The following is a 17,359-nucleotide window of genomic DNA, read 5'->3' on the forward strand; positions in this document are numbered from 1 at the left end:
GGCCGGCAGCCTGGCATCCTCCCGCCCCCAGGACGGCAACGCCCGCGCCAGCACACCCTCCTCAACGCCGCACAGGCCTGCCAGGAGCTGCCGCCCCGCCGTGTTCAACAACACCTCGACGTCTGCCCGCGCGCCCCCTCCGTCGTGCCGAGGCTGGTGGCTGCGCCACTTCCAGCAGGACCGCAACGCCGTCGCTTCCAGTCCGTAGTGGCTCGCGATGCGGGTGATCAGCGACGACGTCGTTTCCCCGGAGAGGGGAGCGACACGGAAGATCCCCGGCACGGGACTGCAGTTGGGGGCAACCCTGTTGACATCGGCCACCTCGTCTATCTCTTCCCGGTGGTTTTGAAGCGGAAGCCGAAGAGACCGCCGGTTTCGTGTTCGTCGGTGAGGCGGGGGCTTCGTATATAGGGCTCGGCATTGAAGCCGCGTTGGAAGGCCATGCCGAGGCTGTCGGTGTTGATCGTGGCGATGTACTGCAGATTTTCTTCTGCGGTGACTTCGGCGGCGAGTTTTAGGGCAGCGGCGACTTGTCGGTCGTCGACACCGTCGTAGAGGTGACTGTCATGAATGAGGAAGTCGGGGCCACGGCCATGTCGGTGTGCCAGGACCGCAAGGGTCAGGTCGAAGCAGAAGATGACCATGTTGCTGATGCCGCGGCTGCCGTCGCTGTCGATGCGAGGAGTGATGGTCAGGCTGTTGCGGCCGGCATCGATGGCGAGGTAGGCCTCGCGCCCCTCACCGTAGAGGCGTTGGGCGTAGTGAGAAAATAGCAGGATGGCTTCGTCGGTTTGCTGGCGGCGTTCCTGAAGGTCGGTGTCGACAGCTTGCTGCAGTTCCACACTCTTCGCGGTGATCTGCCGGGCGCTGGCTTCAAGCGTCTGTGCCGCTTCGAAGCGGTGCCGCAGAGCTTGGAGCGCGGCCTCTTCGCGCCCGAGAGCCATCTGCAAGGACGTCAGCGCCTCCAGCGCTCCTCCCTCGGCAAGATCTCGAAGGAGACGGGCTTGGTCCTCGCCCAAGCGTGCCCGCTCGGCGCGACGTGACTGGAGCCGTTCAGTAAGTTCGGTTACCTCTTCTTCAAGGAAACGCCGACGGTTGCGGATCACGGAGTGATGGAAGGTCTTCACATCTTCGAACCGTCGGCGGACCTGATCGTTGAGGATGACGCCGAGTTCGCGGTAGACCGGCTCAAGGTAGTCGACCTCGACGTCTGTGGTCTCGGTGACGGCTGCCTGGAGCTCTTCGAGGTTGTGCTGGTCGATCACATCCTCCTGTGCCAGTTGCTTGATGCGTCGGCTGACCTGGTCTGCTCGGTCCTTGAGCCGCTCGTACTCGGGGACGACCTGAAAGGCTGCAACCTGTGCACGGAGCCGTTCCACCTGCGCCTCGGCCAGCGTGATCTGGCCCCTGAGGTCTGCGGTAGAACCCACGATGCGCCCCCACACGGGGTCATCGACCGCCTTCTTCAGCTGGGTACGCGTCGCCTTGCGGGCGGCTAGTTGCCTGTACTCGTCGACGAGCTGCCAGTCCAGGCCCAGCAGGTAGGCGAGGTTGGAGGCGGCTTCCGGGGCGGACTGCCGCGAGAAGGTGCGAGTGGGCTCATTGAAGCCGTGCGACGAAATACGCCGGGCGAGAAAGGAGAGCAGCACTCTTCCGCTCACGCCTGGATGGTCACTGCGCAGACCGAAGAGATTCTGCTCGATCAGCTGCGTCCATCGCTCCACGGGCAGCTCTACGGCTCCTGTGCGGGGAAACATGGCGCCGTCGTCCGTCCCGGTCACGTCCTCGTTGAGCGTAACGAACCCGGCACGCTGTCCACTGCGGCGGACACTGAGTGGGCTGCTCAGACCCGTCCAGTCCATCTCAAGGTTGAACGTGATGTGCCGCAGCGCCTTGTTCATGGCGAGCGCGGTGTTCGTCGCTCGAGACCCGAGCAGGAAGTGGATCAGCTCGATCAGGCTGGACTTGCCGGCGCTGTTACGGCTGTCAGTGTCTGCGGATGAGGCGGTGGTGGACGCGACGATCAGGTTCAGGCCCTCGACGAAGGACACCTCTTTGAAGCGCTCGTCGTTAGCGCTCAAGCGGCGCAGCATGCATGCTCCTTGCAACGAGGATGTCTTGGTCCAGCTCTACGGCGCCCATGCTGTAGAGCACGTCCAGTGCCAGGACGAACCAGCCGAACGATACGGGCGATGCGTGACCATGTTCGGCCCGCCATGTCCTCAGCCGGGCCCACGTCTGACTGACTGATCGCGGTTCGTCCAACTGCAGCAGGACCTGGGCGCCGACGGCCAGTAGGCAGCGGTCGGGTGCGATGCCCTTCGTCGGAGTGATCACGCAGATATCCCGATACCAGGCTGCCAGCCAGCAGGAGGCGCCTGGAAAATGTCACACCGCCCGAAGAAGTGTGCGAGTACGACGAGGGCCGCACGTAGCACTTTCGGTCGCGGCTGCGCGTTGCCCAGTACATACATCTGGAGCTGCCACAGCACGTCTTCAGGGTCACTCCAGTCCCTGCGCACCTGCTCGTAGTACACGCGGAAGCCCTGTGCGACCTCGTCGTGTTCCAGCTCTCGCATACTGCCGGCATAGAAGGCGTCCACGAGGTGGGCTTGCCGCATCCCGCGGAGCAGATCCTCACGCGCTTCGCCTTCGAGCCGGTTGAAGTCGAGTTTCTCGACGCGTACGTCTGGCAGAGGCATGAGCGGATCAGGGGAAGTGCGCAGTTCCTGAAGCTGTTTCAGAAGCGGTTCAAGGTCGTCCATCCCGATACCGAAGGTCATTTCCTTGATCGGGATCTCGCACCGGAGGACATCTTCTGCAGTCACCTGGTCCAACTGCATGCACTCATGCCACAAGCGTCGGCTGCCCATTTGCTCAAAGCCCAGAGCCGCCGTGCTGACGGCAGCCTCGGACAACATTGCTGACACTTCGGGATGAACCCCGCGTCGATCGTTGTGCACGAACACGAACGTGTCGAACTGCCCCCTGCGCTTGGCGAGCGCACCAGCCAGGTCCCCATCAAACTTCTCGCGAATCTTGTTCGACTTCACCGTCTGTGGGGCGTAGCAGGCGTACAGCCTGCGGGAATGCAGCGTGAGACCGTCGGCTGACATGTCGCCCAGACTTCCTGCGGTGCGCACATCTAGGAAGTCCGGATACCTCGAGCACATGAGCCGGTGGAAGAAATCCTCAAACTCGTTCTCATACAGCTCCGCCATGAGCTCAAGGAACTTGACCCGCGCATAGGCACGCTGTTCGTACCGCATGCTTCCCCCTCACCTACAAGGACCAAAGAGTAGCTTTAAGTGATCACTCTCGGAAGTCCTACCGTCGAGCTCCAGACAAGGTGCCTTGTTGGCTTGGCGCCTCTGGCCGGATACCGAGGGTGCTCAGCAGAGCCTGTTGGTGGGGATGCAGTCGGTTCCACAACCTGGTCTGTCTGCGGGCCCAGCGCTGGAGTCCTGGTAGGAGCGACTGGTCTGGGGCAAGAGCGCTGCGGTACTGCTGGTACTGCTGTTGCCAGGTGAATTCCCAAGGTGGGTTCCACCACGGGTCCAGGCTGGTCAGGACCCGGGCTTGAGGTGATGTCCCGGTTCTTTTGCGGGCGCGTTGGCGGTGTTCGGCCAGCCAGCGTCCGATCGGGAAACCTTCGTGTTCCTCGCTCGAGCGTGCGGCGAGGTGCCCGTGCCGAGCCGTGTACGAGCGGGCATGAGCGACGTCGGTATCGAAGCGCGGTGTGGTGGTCAGCCGGCGGGAGTCACGCGGGCCGATCCGCGCCCGGGCGGCGTCGCGGGTGATGCCGATAGCAGCGAGCAGATGTTGCTGGTCGGGGTAGAGGCTCTCGTAGAGGGTGCACTGGCGCTTGACCCAGATACCCAGGGCGTCCTTCCCGACGGGAAGACCGCCCACCGTGTCGGCTCCGCGGCCGGCACGTATGGCGTCGCGGGCGCGGTAGTAGTTGCGCTGCCAGTGCAGATGCCACGGCGGGTTCCACCATGGATCGATCGCGGCCAGTTGTCCGAGGTGCGGCGAGGCGGGCTCGCCTTGCCGGGCGCGTTGCTTGGCGCGGTTGCGCTGGCTGAACAGCCACATTCCGAGGGCGAAGCCGCTCTGCTGTGTATTCCGTGGAACGGCCAGGTGCCCATGGACGTCGGCCCAGGCCCGCGCGTGCTCCAGCGCCCTTTGGAATCCGGCACGGTGGTCGGAGCGCTGTCCGAGCCGGGCAACACCCAGCGGCCTCTGCTGCGCGACCGCAGAAAGGCATCCCACCGATGGTGCACCTTCCTCATCACCTTGTGGGCCACCCTGGGCCCGTACGGGTGCAACAGAAGCACCGGCCGTGGCGGCCGGTGCCTCGGCGATGGCCGTCTCAGGCTTCAGACCGAGCTGGTGCAGGAGATCGTGCTGGCCCGGCAGGAGGAGGTGGTAGCGGCGCTGCTGGATGCGCAGCCACTCCTGGGCCGGCTTGTCCATGAGCGCAAAGCCGGCCACCAACTCACCGCCCTCTACCTGCTGGAGCTGCTGGCACGCGTGCTCGTAGGAACGCTGCCAGGACAAGTGCCAGGGTGGCCGCCACCAGGGATCGATCCGCGCCAGAGCCTCGGCACGGCCGGGCGACAGTACTCCGCGCCCCATCTGGCTGCGCCTGTCGGAAAGCCACCTGCCCAGTGGGTAGTCCTCCTGCACGGTGCTGCCACGGACTCCCGCCAGGCTTCCGTGGTTCAGGGCCCATGCCCGGGCATGGGCGAGGGCCTCCTGCTCCGCGGCGCGTTGACTGCGACGCCGGGGCCGGGCATCCTGAGCCGCCGCGGCATCGATGCCCAGCTGGGCAAGGAGCCGTTGCTGCTCAGGATGCAGATCCGGATACCTGGTGCACTGCAGGTACAGCCATTCGCCCAGGCTCAGGCCGGTACCGGGAAATCCTCCCTGCGTATCCATCGGGCCCTGTTCCGCGACGTGGCACCTGGCCTCGTGGTAGGTGCGCTGCCACAGGGTCGGCCATGGCGTGTTCCAGTACGGGTCCAGTGCCCGCAGCGCGGTGCTGCGCCAGGCAGGCATCCCCAGATGAAGCATGCGCTGGTTGGTCATCCACGCTCCCAGAGGAAAGCCGTCCTGGAGCGTGTCCGCCCGTGTGGCCAGATGCCCCCGCTCAGCCGCGTAGGCCCGGGCACGAGTCAGGCCCGCTTGGAAGGCCTCGTCGGCTTGACGGCTGTGCCCGCGCCGCCGCTTGGGGAGCGGAGCCCTTGCGGCTTCACCGCCGCCCGTCTCCTGCAGGCGCTCGGCGAGCTCGTCAGCCGAGGGACGAGGCCGGTGCGCTGGATGGACCTTCCACAGCAACCGCTGCCCGTTGCCATCGGGCACTTCCTCCGCCTTGCTGCACTGGTGCGCCCAGGCGAACAACGGTCCGTCCATGCAGGATGTCAGGCGATCAACGAGCCAAGGCCGCCTCAGACAGCGCGCCAGCTCACTGACGAGCACGGGGAGGTCACCCAGACAGAAAAGGAGGTGGCCGCGCAGGCCGCGTACCTGGGTTGTGATGCGGCGCCTCATCGTCTGGTCTACCAACATCTTGGCAACGGCCACCGTCTCCGGATAGGTAGCCAAGCCCCGTGCCAGGACCCGCCATCGCCCGGGCTCCTCGCCCTCGGGAACCGTCGCGCACAGCCTTGTTGGCCACAGAGTTTCCTCCGGCCACTTCTGGGCCCACCACCAGGCTGTGACCGCCTCAGCGACCTCGAACGCCGAACCAGCGACGGGGGAGCGGCGCAGCAGCCTCCGGTGATCCTCCTGTGCCTGGGCCACCTCCGGGCATCCGGCCAGCCCGACGACACGGCCCCCGCTGCCAGGCACGCTCATCAGCCAGTACCGGTGGCGTGGGCAGACTCGTTGGTGCGCCGCCAGGTACACCCGGGCTGGCGCCATACGACCGGTCCGCGCAGCCACACAGCCCGGGCACGCCGGACCCCAGGCAGCAACCGTCTCCACCCCGTTGTGGAGCCGCGCCGTCGGCCTCTCTTTCGAGGGGCCCAGCGGCTCCTCTCGCATCCAGGCTGGCAACGCGCGGCCTAGATCCACCTGCGGCACCCGACACAGCGCTGCGACCCGGTCCCGGGCCGCAGCGTTCAAGAACACCTCACTGTCGCCCTGCAGAGCCCCGGCCACGCCTTGGCGGCCGGCCACTTCGGTAACCGACGACAGCAGACTCCGCACTGACAGGCCGTACCTGTCCGCGATCCGCTCCAGGAACGACAGCGTCATCTCACCTTGCAGAGGAGCCACCCGAAAGGCGCCCGCGGCCAGCAACAGCTTCCCCACCCCCCGTCGCTTGTGACAGCTTGTGACGACTATCGTGCTTCGGCTCAACAGTGTGATCCGGCTACCCGACCACAACAGGCAGTGCCGGGCCCGCGGCCGGTGTCCGGTCAGTAGTCGAGGTCGAGGTAGTCGATGTCGTTGAGGGTGACGTCGGAGAGCCCTGCTGCTCGGTCTCCGCCGTCCTGGAAGTAGATCTCTTTGAAGCCTTCGGCGATGATGCCGCGCATCTCCTGCTCGCTGACTCCGGATTCACGGGCGTCGAAGAGACGTTGTGCGTACGTCGGGGGGAGGTGCACGGTGAGGCGGCGGAACCTTCCGTCGTCGGTGGTGCCGACCGGCGCGGTGTAGCCGAACCGTGCCCGGGTCTCCACGGTGATCCCGCCGGATGTGGCGGCTTGCTTCTGCCGGCGTTTGCGGACCTGGGGCTGCCAGCGCTGCCGTACGGCGTCGTTGATCTTCGAGGCGACGTCGGCGCGGGCGTGCTTGCGGGCGCCGCGCCGGTAGCGGTTGACGGAGTCGGCGGTGACACCGAGCTCCGCCGCGACGGCCTTGGCGCTGCCCATCTGCTTGAGCAGATAGCCGACCTGGCCCTTGAGGGTCTTGGGCGGCTGGCGGGTGAAGCTCTCCCGGTCGGCCCGCTCGATGGCGTCCTCGATCTCCCCCACGGTCTACTCTCCTTCGTCCAGGACGGCGTCGCCGCCCTTGATGTGGCGGGCTGGATTGAGGCCCTTCTCCGTGAGGTCGACGGCCCACAGCATCGACTGGACGCCCTCCAGTTTTGCCAGGCCCGGGGTGGGCCCGAGGCGGAAGGCGCCGGGCTGCGGCTTGCCGGACGCGGCGTAGGGGAGGAAATCGATCGGGCTCTCACCCGGGCTCGGGTAGACGACGCAGTCGGAGAGTACGGCGAGCGGGTACAGGCCGGTCATCTTGACCATGTTGGTGAGCTTGCGGTGCATGTTGACCCGGGCCTTGCTGATGACGGCGGCCCGGATGTCGGGGCGCCACGTCGGCCGCGAAAGGGCCGGCCACGTCTCGCCCTCCTTGTAGGACTTGCCCTGCGGGCGCTCGCGGAGCTTGCCGACGCCGCCCTTCACCGTGGCCTTGATCGCGGACAGGACGGCGGCCAGCGCCGGGTCGTTCTGCTTGTGCTGCTCCATCGCCGCCAGGAACTCCACGTCGGTGAGGTCCTTGGTGACGCCGAGGTCGGCGAGGGTGTCGACGTAGGCGTTCTTCAGCCTGTCGTGCCACGGGTCCAGGTACGCCCCGGTCTCCCTGCGCAGGTACGCCTCGATCGGGTGCACGTCGTGCCCGAGCTCCTGGGCGTAGGCGAGGGTGTGCGTCTGGTACCAGGCCGGTCCCGTCGGCCGGGTGCCGTCGGGGGTGAACGGGGAGGGCAGGCGCGGGTCCAGCTCGATGTGGCTGAGGTCGGCCAGCCAGCTCCCGGGGATCTTCGGGTTGAACTTCGGGGCGTGAAAGTGGTCCGGGGCCGAGAGGCCGACGACCAGGCGGGCCGCAGCGGCGAGGAACGCCGTGTTGAGGTCCAGGCCGACCGCCCACGGCAGGGCGCACTCCTCATCGGACAGCGTCTCCACCGACCGCACCCACTGGTAGGCCTCTTCGTTCAGGAAACCGCCCTTCCAGCCCGAGTTCACGACGACGGGGTGCTCCGGGGTGGCCTCCGGCGGCGCCGGGTCCATCGGCTCCGTCCCGAGCGAGCCCGCGTTGTAGCCGGACACCCAGTTCCCGGTCTCCTCGTCCCGCACGGCCTTCGTCGGCGGGCGCAGCGCCGTCATCAGCTCCAGCCCGGACACGGCCGTCGAGCCGCGCGGCGTGATGACCCGCATCGCGTACACCCCCAGCACGCGGGCGATATCGGCCGGCTCCATCTCACTGACACCGGGCCAGGACCGCTCATCGAGCGCGTCCCACGACAGGACTGCCAACTGCACGCACTGCCGCTCGCGGCCCTGCGCCTTGCGGTAGATCCGGGCCCACGGGCCGAAGCCCCGCTGGGTGAGCTGCCACTTCGCCTTGGCGACCTGCTTGACGGCGGGGTGGTCCTCCGGGAGGCGCAGGGAGCGGCGCTGTTCGTGGCCCTCCAGGCGCTCGGGCAGTCCGAGCTTCACGGCGGCGGCCGCGGTGAGCACGATCAGCGGGTCGGAGTCCTTGCCGTACCGGTTCAGCTTCGCGGCACCGAGGCCGGACTCGCGCAGCGTCCACTCCACCAGCTCCGGGATCGTGGTCGCCGGGCAGTCCAGCACGATCCCGCCCGCGCCGTACGCGGAGCCGTCGCCGTCCAGCACGGCGAGCGGGCCGTGGGGGAAGCGCGGGTCGACGGCGGGTGCGGCAGCCTTCTTGGCCGCCGGACGCCGCGACGTCGCCGAATGTGCGGGGCGTTCGGGCGCCGCCAGGGCGGCCGGGGCCTGAACCGGCGCGGCAACCTCCGCCTGCTCCGGGGCGGCCGAGCCGGTGAACGTCTCGGGCACCTCCGGCTGCGGCGCGAGGACCGGTGCGGGCGTGGCCGAGGAGGTGTGCGCGGGGTACTTCGCTGCCCACCCCTTCAGGAGCCGCTGGTAGGCCTCCAGGCGCGGCGACTTCGGTTCTGAGCGGCCGTTTTCGTAGTTCTTCACCGTCTGCGTCGACGTTTTCAGCGCGGCCGCGAGGCGGGCCTGGGTGATGCCGGCGGCCTCACGCAGCCGGGCACGCTCTGCCGGAGGCGGGAGCTGCGGCTCCTCCTCCAACAGCGCGTCCACGCTCGCGAACAGCTCTTCCTCAGACGCCATTCCCTGCACCTTCACGTCAGGAACCGATACCGCTTAACCAAAAACTTACCCCATTCCTTAACCCTCTCGCGCCCATTCCAGCCCGAGCGCGGCGAGCGTAGAGAGTTTGTCGGCGGTGAGCTTCGCGCGGCGTCCCTTCTGATTCATGATCCAGACTCCGAGCTTGACGGGGTACTCCTGGCCGTCGACCTTGACCCCCTCTACGTGGCCTCTGGGGACGGTCACAGAGTCAGTGCGGGCCCTGTACTGCGCCAAGGCCGCCACGCCCTTCTCGAAGGTCCCCAAGGGGGGCGCGAACGGCTTCGGGAGTTCCGAGGCCGGCGGCGTGATGCCGAGCTGCTCCAGGCGTTCGCGCTGTCCGCCGGTCAAGGCCTGCCAGACCTCTGGTTTCCGCTGCCGGGCCAGCCACTTGCCGATGTCCATGCCGTGGACCGTGAAGCCGGGAAGGACGTCCGCCTGGCCCTCTTCGTCGGCCACCAGCTCGCGCAGAGCGGCGTAGTGCCGCTGCCACTCAGCCGACCACGACGGGTTCCAGTCCTTGTCCACGGCCAGGAGCGCGGCCTCCCACTCCGGGTGACCGTCCAGCGCACCCGCGCGGCGCAAATTGCTCAACCACTGTCCTACCGGCCTGGACAAGGCCACGGCGGACCTCGGAGCGCAGAGAGTCCAATGGTCCGCGTAGTACGCCTTGGCGGCTTCCAGGTTCTCCTGGAACCGTTCATCGGCCGGATTCCAGACCATGCCGAGCTTCTCCAGCCGCTGGGCGCGCTGGCCGGTCATCTGCCCCGCCCCGTAGGCCCGTCGCTGTTCCGCGACCCACTGTCCAAGCGGTGTCGCGCCCTCTTTGTACCCATAGGGGACTCGTGCGTGATGCTCACGCTCAGTGAACTTCTTCAGCGCCGCCCAGCCGCGCGCCCAGTCCTGACGCTCGGTGTCGATGACGTTGAAGGAAATCCAGTCCGCGACCATCACCGGGTCACGCGGAGCCGCAAAACGCAGCAGAAGACGGGATTCGTCCTCGCCTTCCTCGGGCGGCGAACCGATGTACTCGGACGGCTGCACGACGTCCTTCTGAGGCTCCTGCGGAATCGCGAGCAATTCGATTGCCTCTTCGTCATGAGCCCGCAGACCCTCCAATACCTTCACCAAAGGCCGATACGATCCGGAGGTGAACATGTCTTCCGGCTCCTCTCCGGGCTGGAGAAATACAGGCACGATCAAAGAGGCGACTTTCTCCTGTCCGGGCTTTTGACGCAGCGCCCGGCCGATCGCCTGGACGATGTCGTGCGGAGCACCCTTGGGGTCGAGGAAGGCCACCGAGTCCACCGCTCGGATGTCGACGCCCTCACCCAGCACCCGGCAGTTGCACAGCACAGCCCGAAGCGCCGTGGACCCGAACTCGCCCAGAACCCCCCGCCGGCGCTCAGGGACATGCTCACCGCACAGCCAGTCCGCCCAGATCGCCGCCGGGTACTTCTCGGGCTGGTCAGCGTGCAGCCGCTTGGCCACGCGCTCCAGGCCCTCCGCGAACGCCTGCGCCTCTATCGTCCGATGGTGGAAGGTGATGCACGTCTGGAGGTGGTGCTCCGCCATCGTGTGCAGCAGCGCCGCCTGCAGCGCCCCCAGGCGCTCACCGCGCACCCTCTCGCTGTGCCGCTCCTCGCTCATCAGCCGCTCCGGGGTGACGACCGGATCCTGGAGCTCCAGCACGATGATCTGGTACCGCGCCAGCAGCTTGCGCGACACGGCCGATGCCAAGGAGAGCTTGTAGAGAACCGGACCGAAGACCTTCTCGTCATCCATGGAGGCCGCCATCTCGCGCGGCAGCGGGTCACGTGGAAGTTCTCATGCTCTTGTCCGGAGTGATTCTCATTTCGATGTCCAGATAGGTGGATGCGGTTGAGTGGGCTGACTGGTGTTGTCTTGCGGGGGGCTTGGGGCGGTGGGGGAGGGTGTTGGAGCTGGACAGCAAGATGAGGGGAACTGGTCAGTGGTCGAGAATTGGCTGGTCAGCAAGCTGAAGGCTCCAATAGAGTAGGCTCACTTCTTGATCATTTTTGTGGGCTGCGGGTGCCCGTTGGGGTGGGGAGCGTGTTGGTGGGGGCTGCGGCGGATGCTGAGGTGTTGCGGCCGGTAGCGGTGCGCAGGTTGCTGGCGCTGGAATCCCGGGGGGAGTTGACGGCGGGTCATCGGCGGATGGTCGCTGACACGCTGGGGGTGTCGGAGCGGACGGTGCGCCGGTGGCTTGTGGCGGTGCGTGAGGACGGCCGCCTGGAGCGGGCTGAGCGCCGCCGGTTCGTTTTCACCTCGCAGCTGGCTCGTCGGCTTGCGTTCCACCGGGGAAGTGTGGCGGCGTTGCACCGGGAGTTGACGGCCGAGGCGGCCACGGCCGGTGGTGGGGCGGTGCCGTCGCTGGCGACGTTGTACCGGGCGGCCGCCCGGGATGTGTCTGCGGGGCTGCGGGCGGGGATGCGCGGTGGTGAAGCTGCCCGCCGGGATCATGACGTGTTTCTTCAGCGGCCTGCCGCCCGCCGTAATGAGGTGTGGGAGGCCGACCACGTCCAGGTGAAGGTCGAGGTGGACATCGACGGCCGTCCGGGGCGTCCGTGGGTGACCTGGTTCATCGACTGTGCGACGCGGGTGATTTGCGGGTTCGCGGTGACCGCTCAGGTCCCTTCCCGGGAGTCGGTGCTGGTGGCGCTGCGGGATGCGATCTCGCGTGAGGGGGAGCACGGCCCGTTCGGCGGTCTGCCGGGGGCGGTGCGGGTGGACCGCGGCAAGGACTTCCTGTCCCGCACAGTGGGGGAGGCGCTCGGGGCGTTCGCGGTGCCGGTGGTGGACCTTCCCGGCTACAGCCCGCATCTGAAGGGCACGGTGGAAGCGTTGAACAAGGCCGCGAAGCAGATGTTCTTCGCCTCTCTGCCTGGTTACACCGCCGCGCCACGCCTGAAAGGCGGCAAAAGACCAGCCGCCGGGCAGCGGCTGCTGCCGCTGGAGGCGTTCATCGAACTGCTGGGGCAGTGGGTGGCCTGGTGGAACACCGAGCACCGGCCCCGCTCGCTTGCCGGCCGTACCCCGCAGGCGGCGTGGGAGGAGGATCTGACCCCCATCGAGGACGCGGAGCCCCGCGCGCTGCACATGTTCACCCTCGAGGACGACGGCCGGGTGCGCACCCTGACCGGCAAGGGGGTGCGCTGGCGGAACCGGCACTACGTCGATGCCTGGATGACCGGGCAGGCCGGGCGGAAGGTGCGGCTGCGCTACATGCCGCACCACGAGCACGAGATCGAGGTCTACGACGCAGCTACCGGGCGGCACTTGGGGTCGGCGTACCTGTCGAACCGGGCGAGCCCGGAGCAGATCCGCGAGATGAAGCGGGCCCGCGCCAGGGAAGCCGACCGGCTCAAGCGGCTGCTGGCCGCGGCGGAGAAGGACCGCGCCACCCGCTACGCCGCCGCTACCCGCGGCACACCGGCCGAGGTGCTCGGCACGGTCACCGAACTCCAGGCCGAGGCGCATCTGCGCGCGGTTGCCGCCGCTGACCTCACCGAGGTGGCGCTGCCCGGCTATCTGCCGCTGCCTACCCAGCTGCCTGCGTCCTGGACCGCACCGGACACGGCCCGGCCGGCTGCTCCCTGCCACGAAGACGACGATGAAAGCACCCCTGCGCCGCAATGAATGCCATACCCGCCGCCTCTCCCGCTGCTCGTCCGCGCCGCGGCCCGCTCCCGCCGCCGCGCGCCGACCACTACCTGTCGCTGCCCGACGCGCAGGTGATGGGCACGGCGGCGCTGAAGGAGACGCTGGCCAATCTCGGGGAGGTGATCGCCGCCCGAGGGATGATGTGCGTCTACGGGGCGGCCGGGCTGGGCAAGACGATGTCTGTCAACGCCTCGCTGCGGGAGCTGGCCCCGGGCGCGACGCGCCGGATCGAGTTCCGCGGCCGGCCCACCGTGCTGGACATCCGCCACAACCTGTTCAACGTCCTCGGTCTGCCGGGCACGCCGCCCAGACAGCCGACTGCGTTCGACACCCTGCTGAAAGACGTGCTGGCCGATCAGTTCCGGGTCCTGGTCTGCGACGAGGCGCAGTGGCTGCGGGAGGAGTCCTTCGAGTACTTCCGGCATCTGTTCGACGACCTGTACACCGACATCGCGGTGGTGTTCGTCGGCGGCGGAAACACCTACGAGGTCCTGGCCGGCAAGGACATGCTGGCCTCTCGGGTGCACATCTGGCAGGAGTTCAGGCCGCTGACCCGCGAGGAGGTCCTGACCACGATCCCCGCCTACCACGCGGTGTGGCACGGCGTGGATCCCGACGACCTGCTGTACTGCGACGACGTGGCCGCCCACGGCGTCTTCCGCACCTGGGCCAAGATCACCTACCACCTGGGACGGGCCCTCCAGGCCACCCCCGATCTTGAGGTCAACCGGGACCTGCTGCGCTGGGTCTTCAGCAAGCTCGGCCGCCGCACCCGGCCGTGAGCACTCCCGGCCCCGTCCGCATCTGCCCGCCGCACTCTGACGCCGAACCGAAACGCCACGCACCCGTGAACGACACATCCCCTGACGTCACTGTCCTGTTCGACCCCGGTGACGACGCCGCTGTCACCCGTGCGGCGCTCGCCGGGCACGCCCCGGCGGCCGGCTGCGTCACCGTCCACCCCACCCCGGGTACGAGCAGCGACCGTTACTTCGCCCACGACCTCCTGGCGGCGCTGGGCAAACCCGCGCACCTTCCAGGCTTCCCAGACTCGCGCGCTCCGGTGTGGGAGGCCGCCACTGCCTGGCTGGCGGCGATCCCCGTAAGGCGCCTGACGGTCCTGCGTGCTCACCTGCTCACCTGTACCCGTCTGCAGCGCCTGCTCGACCTGCGGGCATTCACCGGAGCGCACCTGGTCCTGGTGTGCCACCGCGCCCGTCCGACCGCCGCCCTGCGCGACGCTCTCACCCGCGTGCCCCACACACTCGTCCAGGCCTCGGCCGCCGGCGACCTCCTCGCTGGGGCAGACGCACCCGGCCCGGGCCGGCCTGCCGCGCTGCCGCAGACTGCCGGCCGTTGGATCACCGTGCCGGCGCTGGAACGGCTGGCGGACTGGGATGGTTTGGACCACTGCATCGGGTGCGTCCCGCCGCCGATCAGGTGGCGCTACCGGCCCCGGCCCCGGCCGCGCTCGCCGCAGACCACCGCATCGATCACCCGCCGCATCCACGCCGCCACCGCGCACCCCCGCCTGGCCGCGGCGCTGGCCACCGCCGTCTTCACTGGTGCTGCCGGGCAGCAGCTGGGTACGGCCCGCCTCGCGGACTGGCGCAGCGAAGCCTCCACCCTGTCCCTGCACGACCCCCTCGGCGACGTCGATGGCTGCGCCACCCACTCGGTGCCCCCATGGGCGGCCGTCTTCCTGTGCGCCGCGGCCCACTTCACCCGCCTCACCCCCGCACCCGGCGCACCTCTGCTCATCCGTCCCGAGGAGCACCCGGGCCTGCTTCGGCTCGCCGAACAGGTCCGGCTGCGCCCACCTCAGCCCAGCACTGGCATCGAGCGCGGCGCTGTTCCTGCTCGTGGGATCGAGTGGTTCTACCGCGAGCTGAGGGAGTCAGGCATGGACACTGAGGTGTCCCCACAGACTCGGCGTCCGCGACTGCGTGTACGGCGTGTCGACAAGCCCTCGGCCGGCGCACCATGACCAGGCCGCGCGGGCCCGCGTGAACTGCTCGCCCGAGGCCGCGAGCGGGCGTCGCCGAGGGCCGCGTGGACGGGAGGTCGTGTGCGCGGGGCGGAGGCTGCGGCGGGCCTCGTCGCCGGCTTCAGTTCCAGCGCATGCCGAGCTGGTCGAGGGCCTCGATGCGCTGTGGGTGCAGTCTCGCTCGGCGGGAACGCTGGTTGGAGATCCATATCCCGAGCTTGATCTCGGCACCATCGGTGATCTCTATGTGCTTGCGGGGGACGTTCAGGTGTCCTTCGCGCTGTGCGTAGGCGGCCGCGGCGGCGAGGTTCCGCATGAACTTGTGGTCCTGGGTGAGACGCGGCGCGCTCTGGGTGCCGCCACCGCTGGGCGTCACGCCGAGCTCGGCCAGTAGCCGGCGCTGTTCCTCGTGGAGGGTGTCCCAGTGACTGAGCTGGTGGGCCAGCCAGGCGCCGACGTCTTCCCCAGCGATCAGGTGACCCGGCTCGGTCTCCACCGGTCCTCCCGCGGCGAGGTACCGTTTGAGGAGGATGTAGCGGCGCTGCCACACAAGCGGCCACGCGGGGCACCAGAACGGGTCCACGTCGGCCAGCGCCGCCTTGCGCGCGTCGGACAACGCGCCCTGGCTGCCGACGGCAAGGCGTGCCTCCCGGCGCCGGTTGGCCAGCCACGTCCCGACCGGGTAACCGTCCACGACGGCGTCGTGCCCGGCCGCGAGGTGGCCATGGACGGCGTAGTAGGCGCGGGCCATCGACAGCCCGGCGTTGAACACGTGGTCGGGGTGGCTCCACACCATGCCCAGGCGTTCCAGCGCGTCGACGCGCACGGCGGGCAGGCGGCCGGTCTTGTTGGACTTGCGCTGCTCGGCGATCCACTGCCCCAGCGGAAACGCCCCGTCCTTGCAGTGGTAGGGGACGTTCAGGTGGCCGTGGGCCGCGTGGAAGCGGCGGGCGGCAGTCCAGCCGCGCAGCCATCCGCGGCGCTCGATGTTAATCACCCTCAGCCTGACGAACTCCGCGATGTCGGCGGGATGGCGGGCGGTGGCGAACAGCAGCGGCCCCTTGGCCAGTGTGGCCGCGCCCGTGTCGCCCCCGCCGGGCCAGGCGGCGAGCCGGTCGACCACGTCAGTGTCGTGGGCAGCGAGCGCGGCCAGGACCTTGACCAGCGGCAGATAGGAACCTGATGCCAGCCAGTCCTCGCTGCGCTCGTCCGGGGACAGAAAGACCGGCACCACCAGGGAGGCGACCTTGTCCCCGCGCGGGCCTTGCCGCAGCGCGCGTCCGACCGTCTGGACGGTGTCGACGATCGACTCCCTGGGGTCGGCGAAGACCACCGTGTCCACCTCGGGGATGTCCACCCCCTCGGCCAGCACCCGGGCACTGGAGAGCACGCAGCGCTCCACCACCACCCCGTCCGCGCCCCAGCCGCGGGCGAACTGGGCCAACACCTCGCGCCGGTGGGCCATGCCATGGCCACCGTGCAGCCAGCCGGACCACACCCGCCGCGGATAGACCACCGGATCCGCAGCCCACAGCCGACGGGAGATGCCCGGCGAAGCCTGGGCGAAAGCGCGGGCGTCCGCGACACGGTGGTGGAACGTCATCACACGGTCGAGCTGGTGGGTGGCCGCGGCCTTGAATACGGCCGTGGTCAACGCTTCCAGCCGTGCCGCGGCCACTTCCGCCTCCGAGCGTTCCTTACCTGGTATCCCGCCCGCCAGGGCCTGGTCGCGGACCTCCAGCACGATGATCTGGTAGCGGGCCAGCAGCCCGCGGGCGATGGCCTCGGCCAGCGACAGCCGGTACACCACCGGGCCGAACACCATTTCGTCGTCCATCGAGGCCACAAGCGCCGGCCCGCTCTCCGCCTCGTCATCTCCGTCGTCCGCGGACGCCCAGGGATCAGCCACTCGTGGCGTCGCCGTCAGATACAGCCGGCGGTCCGCCGGCAGCGCGGCATCGTCATGGACCGCGGCCCACGGCTTGCCCCACGGACCCGACGTGCGGTGCGCCTCGTCCACCACCACCAGGTCCCACCGCCGAAGCCCCGCGGTATGAGCCTCGGTGAGCACCGGCAGCGACGCGTACGTGGCGAACACCGTCACCCGCCCCGTCCCGTCGGCCCATCTCAGCAGCTCCCGCGGATCGGTGGTGCAGCGCACTCCGGCGGCATCAAGCTCCGCATCCGTGCGCAGGGAGCAGACCGCCGCCATCACTCCTGCGCGGCCGGCCTCCCGCCAGGCGGCAACCGTCTGTGTCAGCAGATCCAGCGTCGGCACCAGGACCAGCACCCGGCCCGTGCGGGCCACCCGCAAGGCGGTGTGCGCGCCCATGAAGGTCTTGCCCGTCCCGCACGCCGAGACGATCGTCGCCCGCAGCCCCGCACCGGCTGGCGGGACGGTCCCCAGGGTGCGCACCGCCGCGTCGACCGCCTCGGCCTGATGCGCTCGCAGCACTGCCTTCTCCCCCCCGTGCCGGCTCCCGCCCGCCTGCTCGCGTCCTGCCCGTACCCGGTCGTGGCCACCTGCCGCCAAGCCCTGCGCCGCGTGACGCGTCTTTCGTCAGGCGGC

11 protein-coding genes and 1 pseudogene are annotated in these 17,359 nt (G+C 68.8%); 3 read left to right on the forward strand and 9 right to left on the reverse strand.

Annotated features, from left to right (window positions below):
• The 8 genes and pseudogenes from V9U70_RS07925 to V9U70_RS07955 all read right to left on the reverse strand — a co-directional run.
• Positions 1-321 (reverse strand): annotated as a pseudogene (locus tag V9U70_RS07925) (DNA-binding protein); the annotation flags it as partial.
• Positions 322-326: 5 nt separating this feature from the next.
• Positions 327-2,093: an ABC-three component system protein gene (locus V9U70_RS07930; protein WP_336673768.1), complete on the reverse strand. Its 1,767-nt coding sequence runs from the start codon at positions 2,091-2,093 to the stop codon at positions 327-329.
• Positions 2,071-2,337 (reverse strand): ABC-three component system middle component 6, encoded by a 267-nt coding sequence (locus V9U70_RS30515; RefSeq protein WP_037881887.1) that lies wholly within the window; start codon positions 2,335-2,337, stop codon positions 2,071-2,073. The genes V9U70_RS07930 and V9U70_RS30515 overlap by 23 nt, the downstream gene beginning before the upstream one ends.
• Positions 2,334-3,269, reverse strand: a complete 936-nt coding sequence (locus V9U70_RS07935) for an ABC-three component system protein (protein ID WP_336673769.1) — start codon at positions 3,267-3,269, stop codon at positions 2,334-2,336. The genes V9U70_RS30515 and V9U70_RS07935 overlap by 4 nt, the downstream gene beginning before the upstream one ends.
• Positions 3,270-3,327: 58 nt before the next feature.
• Positions 3,328-6,318 carry a Helicase associated domain protein gene (locus V9U70_RS07940; RefSeq protein ID WP_336673770.1) on the reverse strand — a complete coding sequence of 997 codons (2,991 nt, stop codon included), beginning with the start codon at positions 6,316-6,318 and terminating at the stop codon, positions 3,328-3,330.
• A 107-nt stretch (positions 6,319-6,425) separates the two neighbouring features.
• The gene (tpg, locus tag V9U70_RS07945; protein WP_336673771.1) at positions 6,426-6,983 is read right to left on the reverse strand and encodes a telomere-protecting terminal protein Tpg; all 558 of its coding nucleotides are present in this window, start codon (positions 6,981-6,983) and stop codon (positions 6,426-6,428) included.
• A 3-nt stretch (positions 6,984-6,986) separates the two neighbouring features.
• Entirely contained in the window at positions 6,987-9,101 is a 2,115-nt protein-coding gene (gene tap / locus V9U70_RS07950) for a telomere-associated protein Tap (protein WP_336673772.1), read from the reverse strand.
• Positions 9,102-9,158: 57 nt separating this feature from the next.
• Entirely contained in the window at positions 9,159-10,904 is a 1,746-nt protein-coding gene (locus V9U70_RS07955; RefSeq protein WP_336673773.1) for a helicase associated domain-containing protein, read from the reverse strand.
• 336 nt (positions 10,905-11,240) lie between these two features.
• On the opposite strand from V9U70_RS07955, the gene V9U70_RS07960 reads away from it, so the two are divergent.
• From V9U70_RS07960 to V9U70_RS07970, 3 genes are all read left to right on the forward strand, one after another.
• Entirely contained in the window at positions 11,241-12,779 is a 1,539-nt protein-coding gene (locus V9U70_RS07960) for a transposase (RefSeq protein WP_419723952.1), read from the forward strand.
• Complete coding sequence (locus tag V9U70_RS07965) at positions 12,776-13,585, forward strand: ATP-binding protein (protein ID WP_336673775.1); 810 nt, start codon at positions 12,776-12,778, stop codon at positions 13,583-13,585. Before V9U70_RS07960 ends, V9U70_RS07965 begins: the two co-directional genes overlap by 4 nt.
• A 65-nt stretch (positions 13,586-13,650) precedes the next feature.
• On the forward strand, positions 13,651-14,790 hold the full coding sequence (locus tag V9U70_RS07970) for a hypothetical protein (RefSeq protein WP_336673776.1): 1,140 nt from the start codon (positions 13,651-13,653) through the stop codon (positions 14,788-14,790).
• 121 nt (positions 14,791-14,911) lie between these two features.
• Here V9U70_RS07970 and V9U70_RS07975 read toward each other — a convergent pair whose 3' ends face one another.
• Positions 14,912-17,245 (reverse strand): DEAD/DEAH box helicase, encoded by a 2,334-nt coding sequence (locus tag V9U70_RS07975; RefSeq protein WP_336673777.1) that lies wholly within the window; start codon positions 17,243-17,245, stop codon positions 14,912-14,914.
• Positions 17,246-17,359: the final 114 nt, after the last annotated feature.

This window comes from Streptomyces pratensis, assembly GCF_037137275.1.
Classification (GTDB): domain Bacteria; phylum Actinomycetota; class Actinomycetes; order Streptomycetales; family Streptomycetaceae; genus Streptomyces; species Streptomyces pratensis_B.

Coding starts and splice junctions, on each gene's coding strand:
- V9U70_RS07930 (WP_336673768.1), bottom strand. CDS start 2,093: ATGCTGCGCCGCTTGAGCGCTAACGACGAGCGCTTCAAAGAGGTGTCC.
- V9U70_RS07935 (WP_336673769.1), bottom strand. CDS start 3,269: ATGCGGTACGAACAGCGTGCCTATGCGCGGGTCAAGTTCCTTGAGCTC.
- tap (WP_336673772.1), bottom strand. CDS start 9,101: ATGGCGTCTGAGGAAGAGCTGTTCGCGAGCGTGGACGCGCTGTTGGAG.
- V9U70_RS07955 (WP_336673773.1), bottom strand. CDS start 10,904: ATGGATGACGAGAAGGTCTTCGGTCCGGTTCTCTACAAGCTCTCCTTG.
- V9U70_RS07965 (WP_336673775.1), top strand. CDS start 12,776: ATGAATGCCATACCCGCCGCCTCTCCCGCTGCTCGTCCGCGCCGCGGC.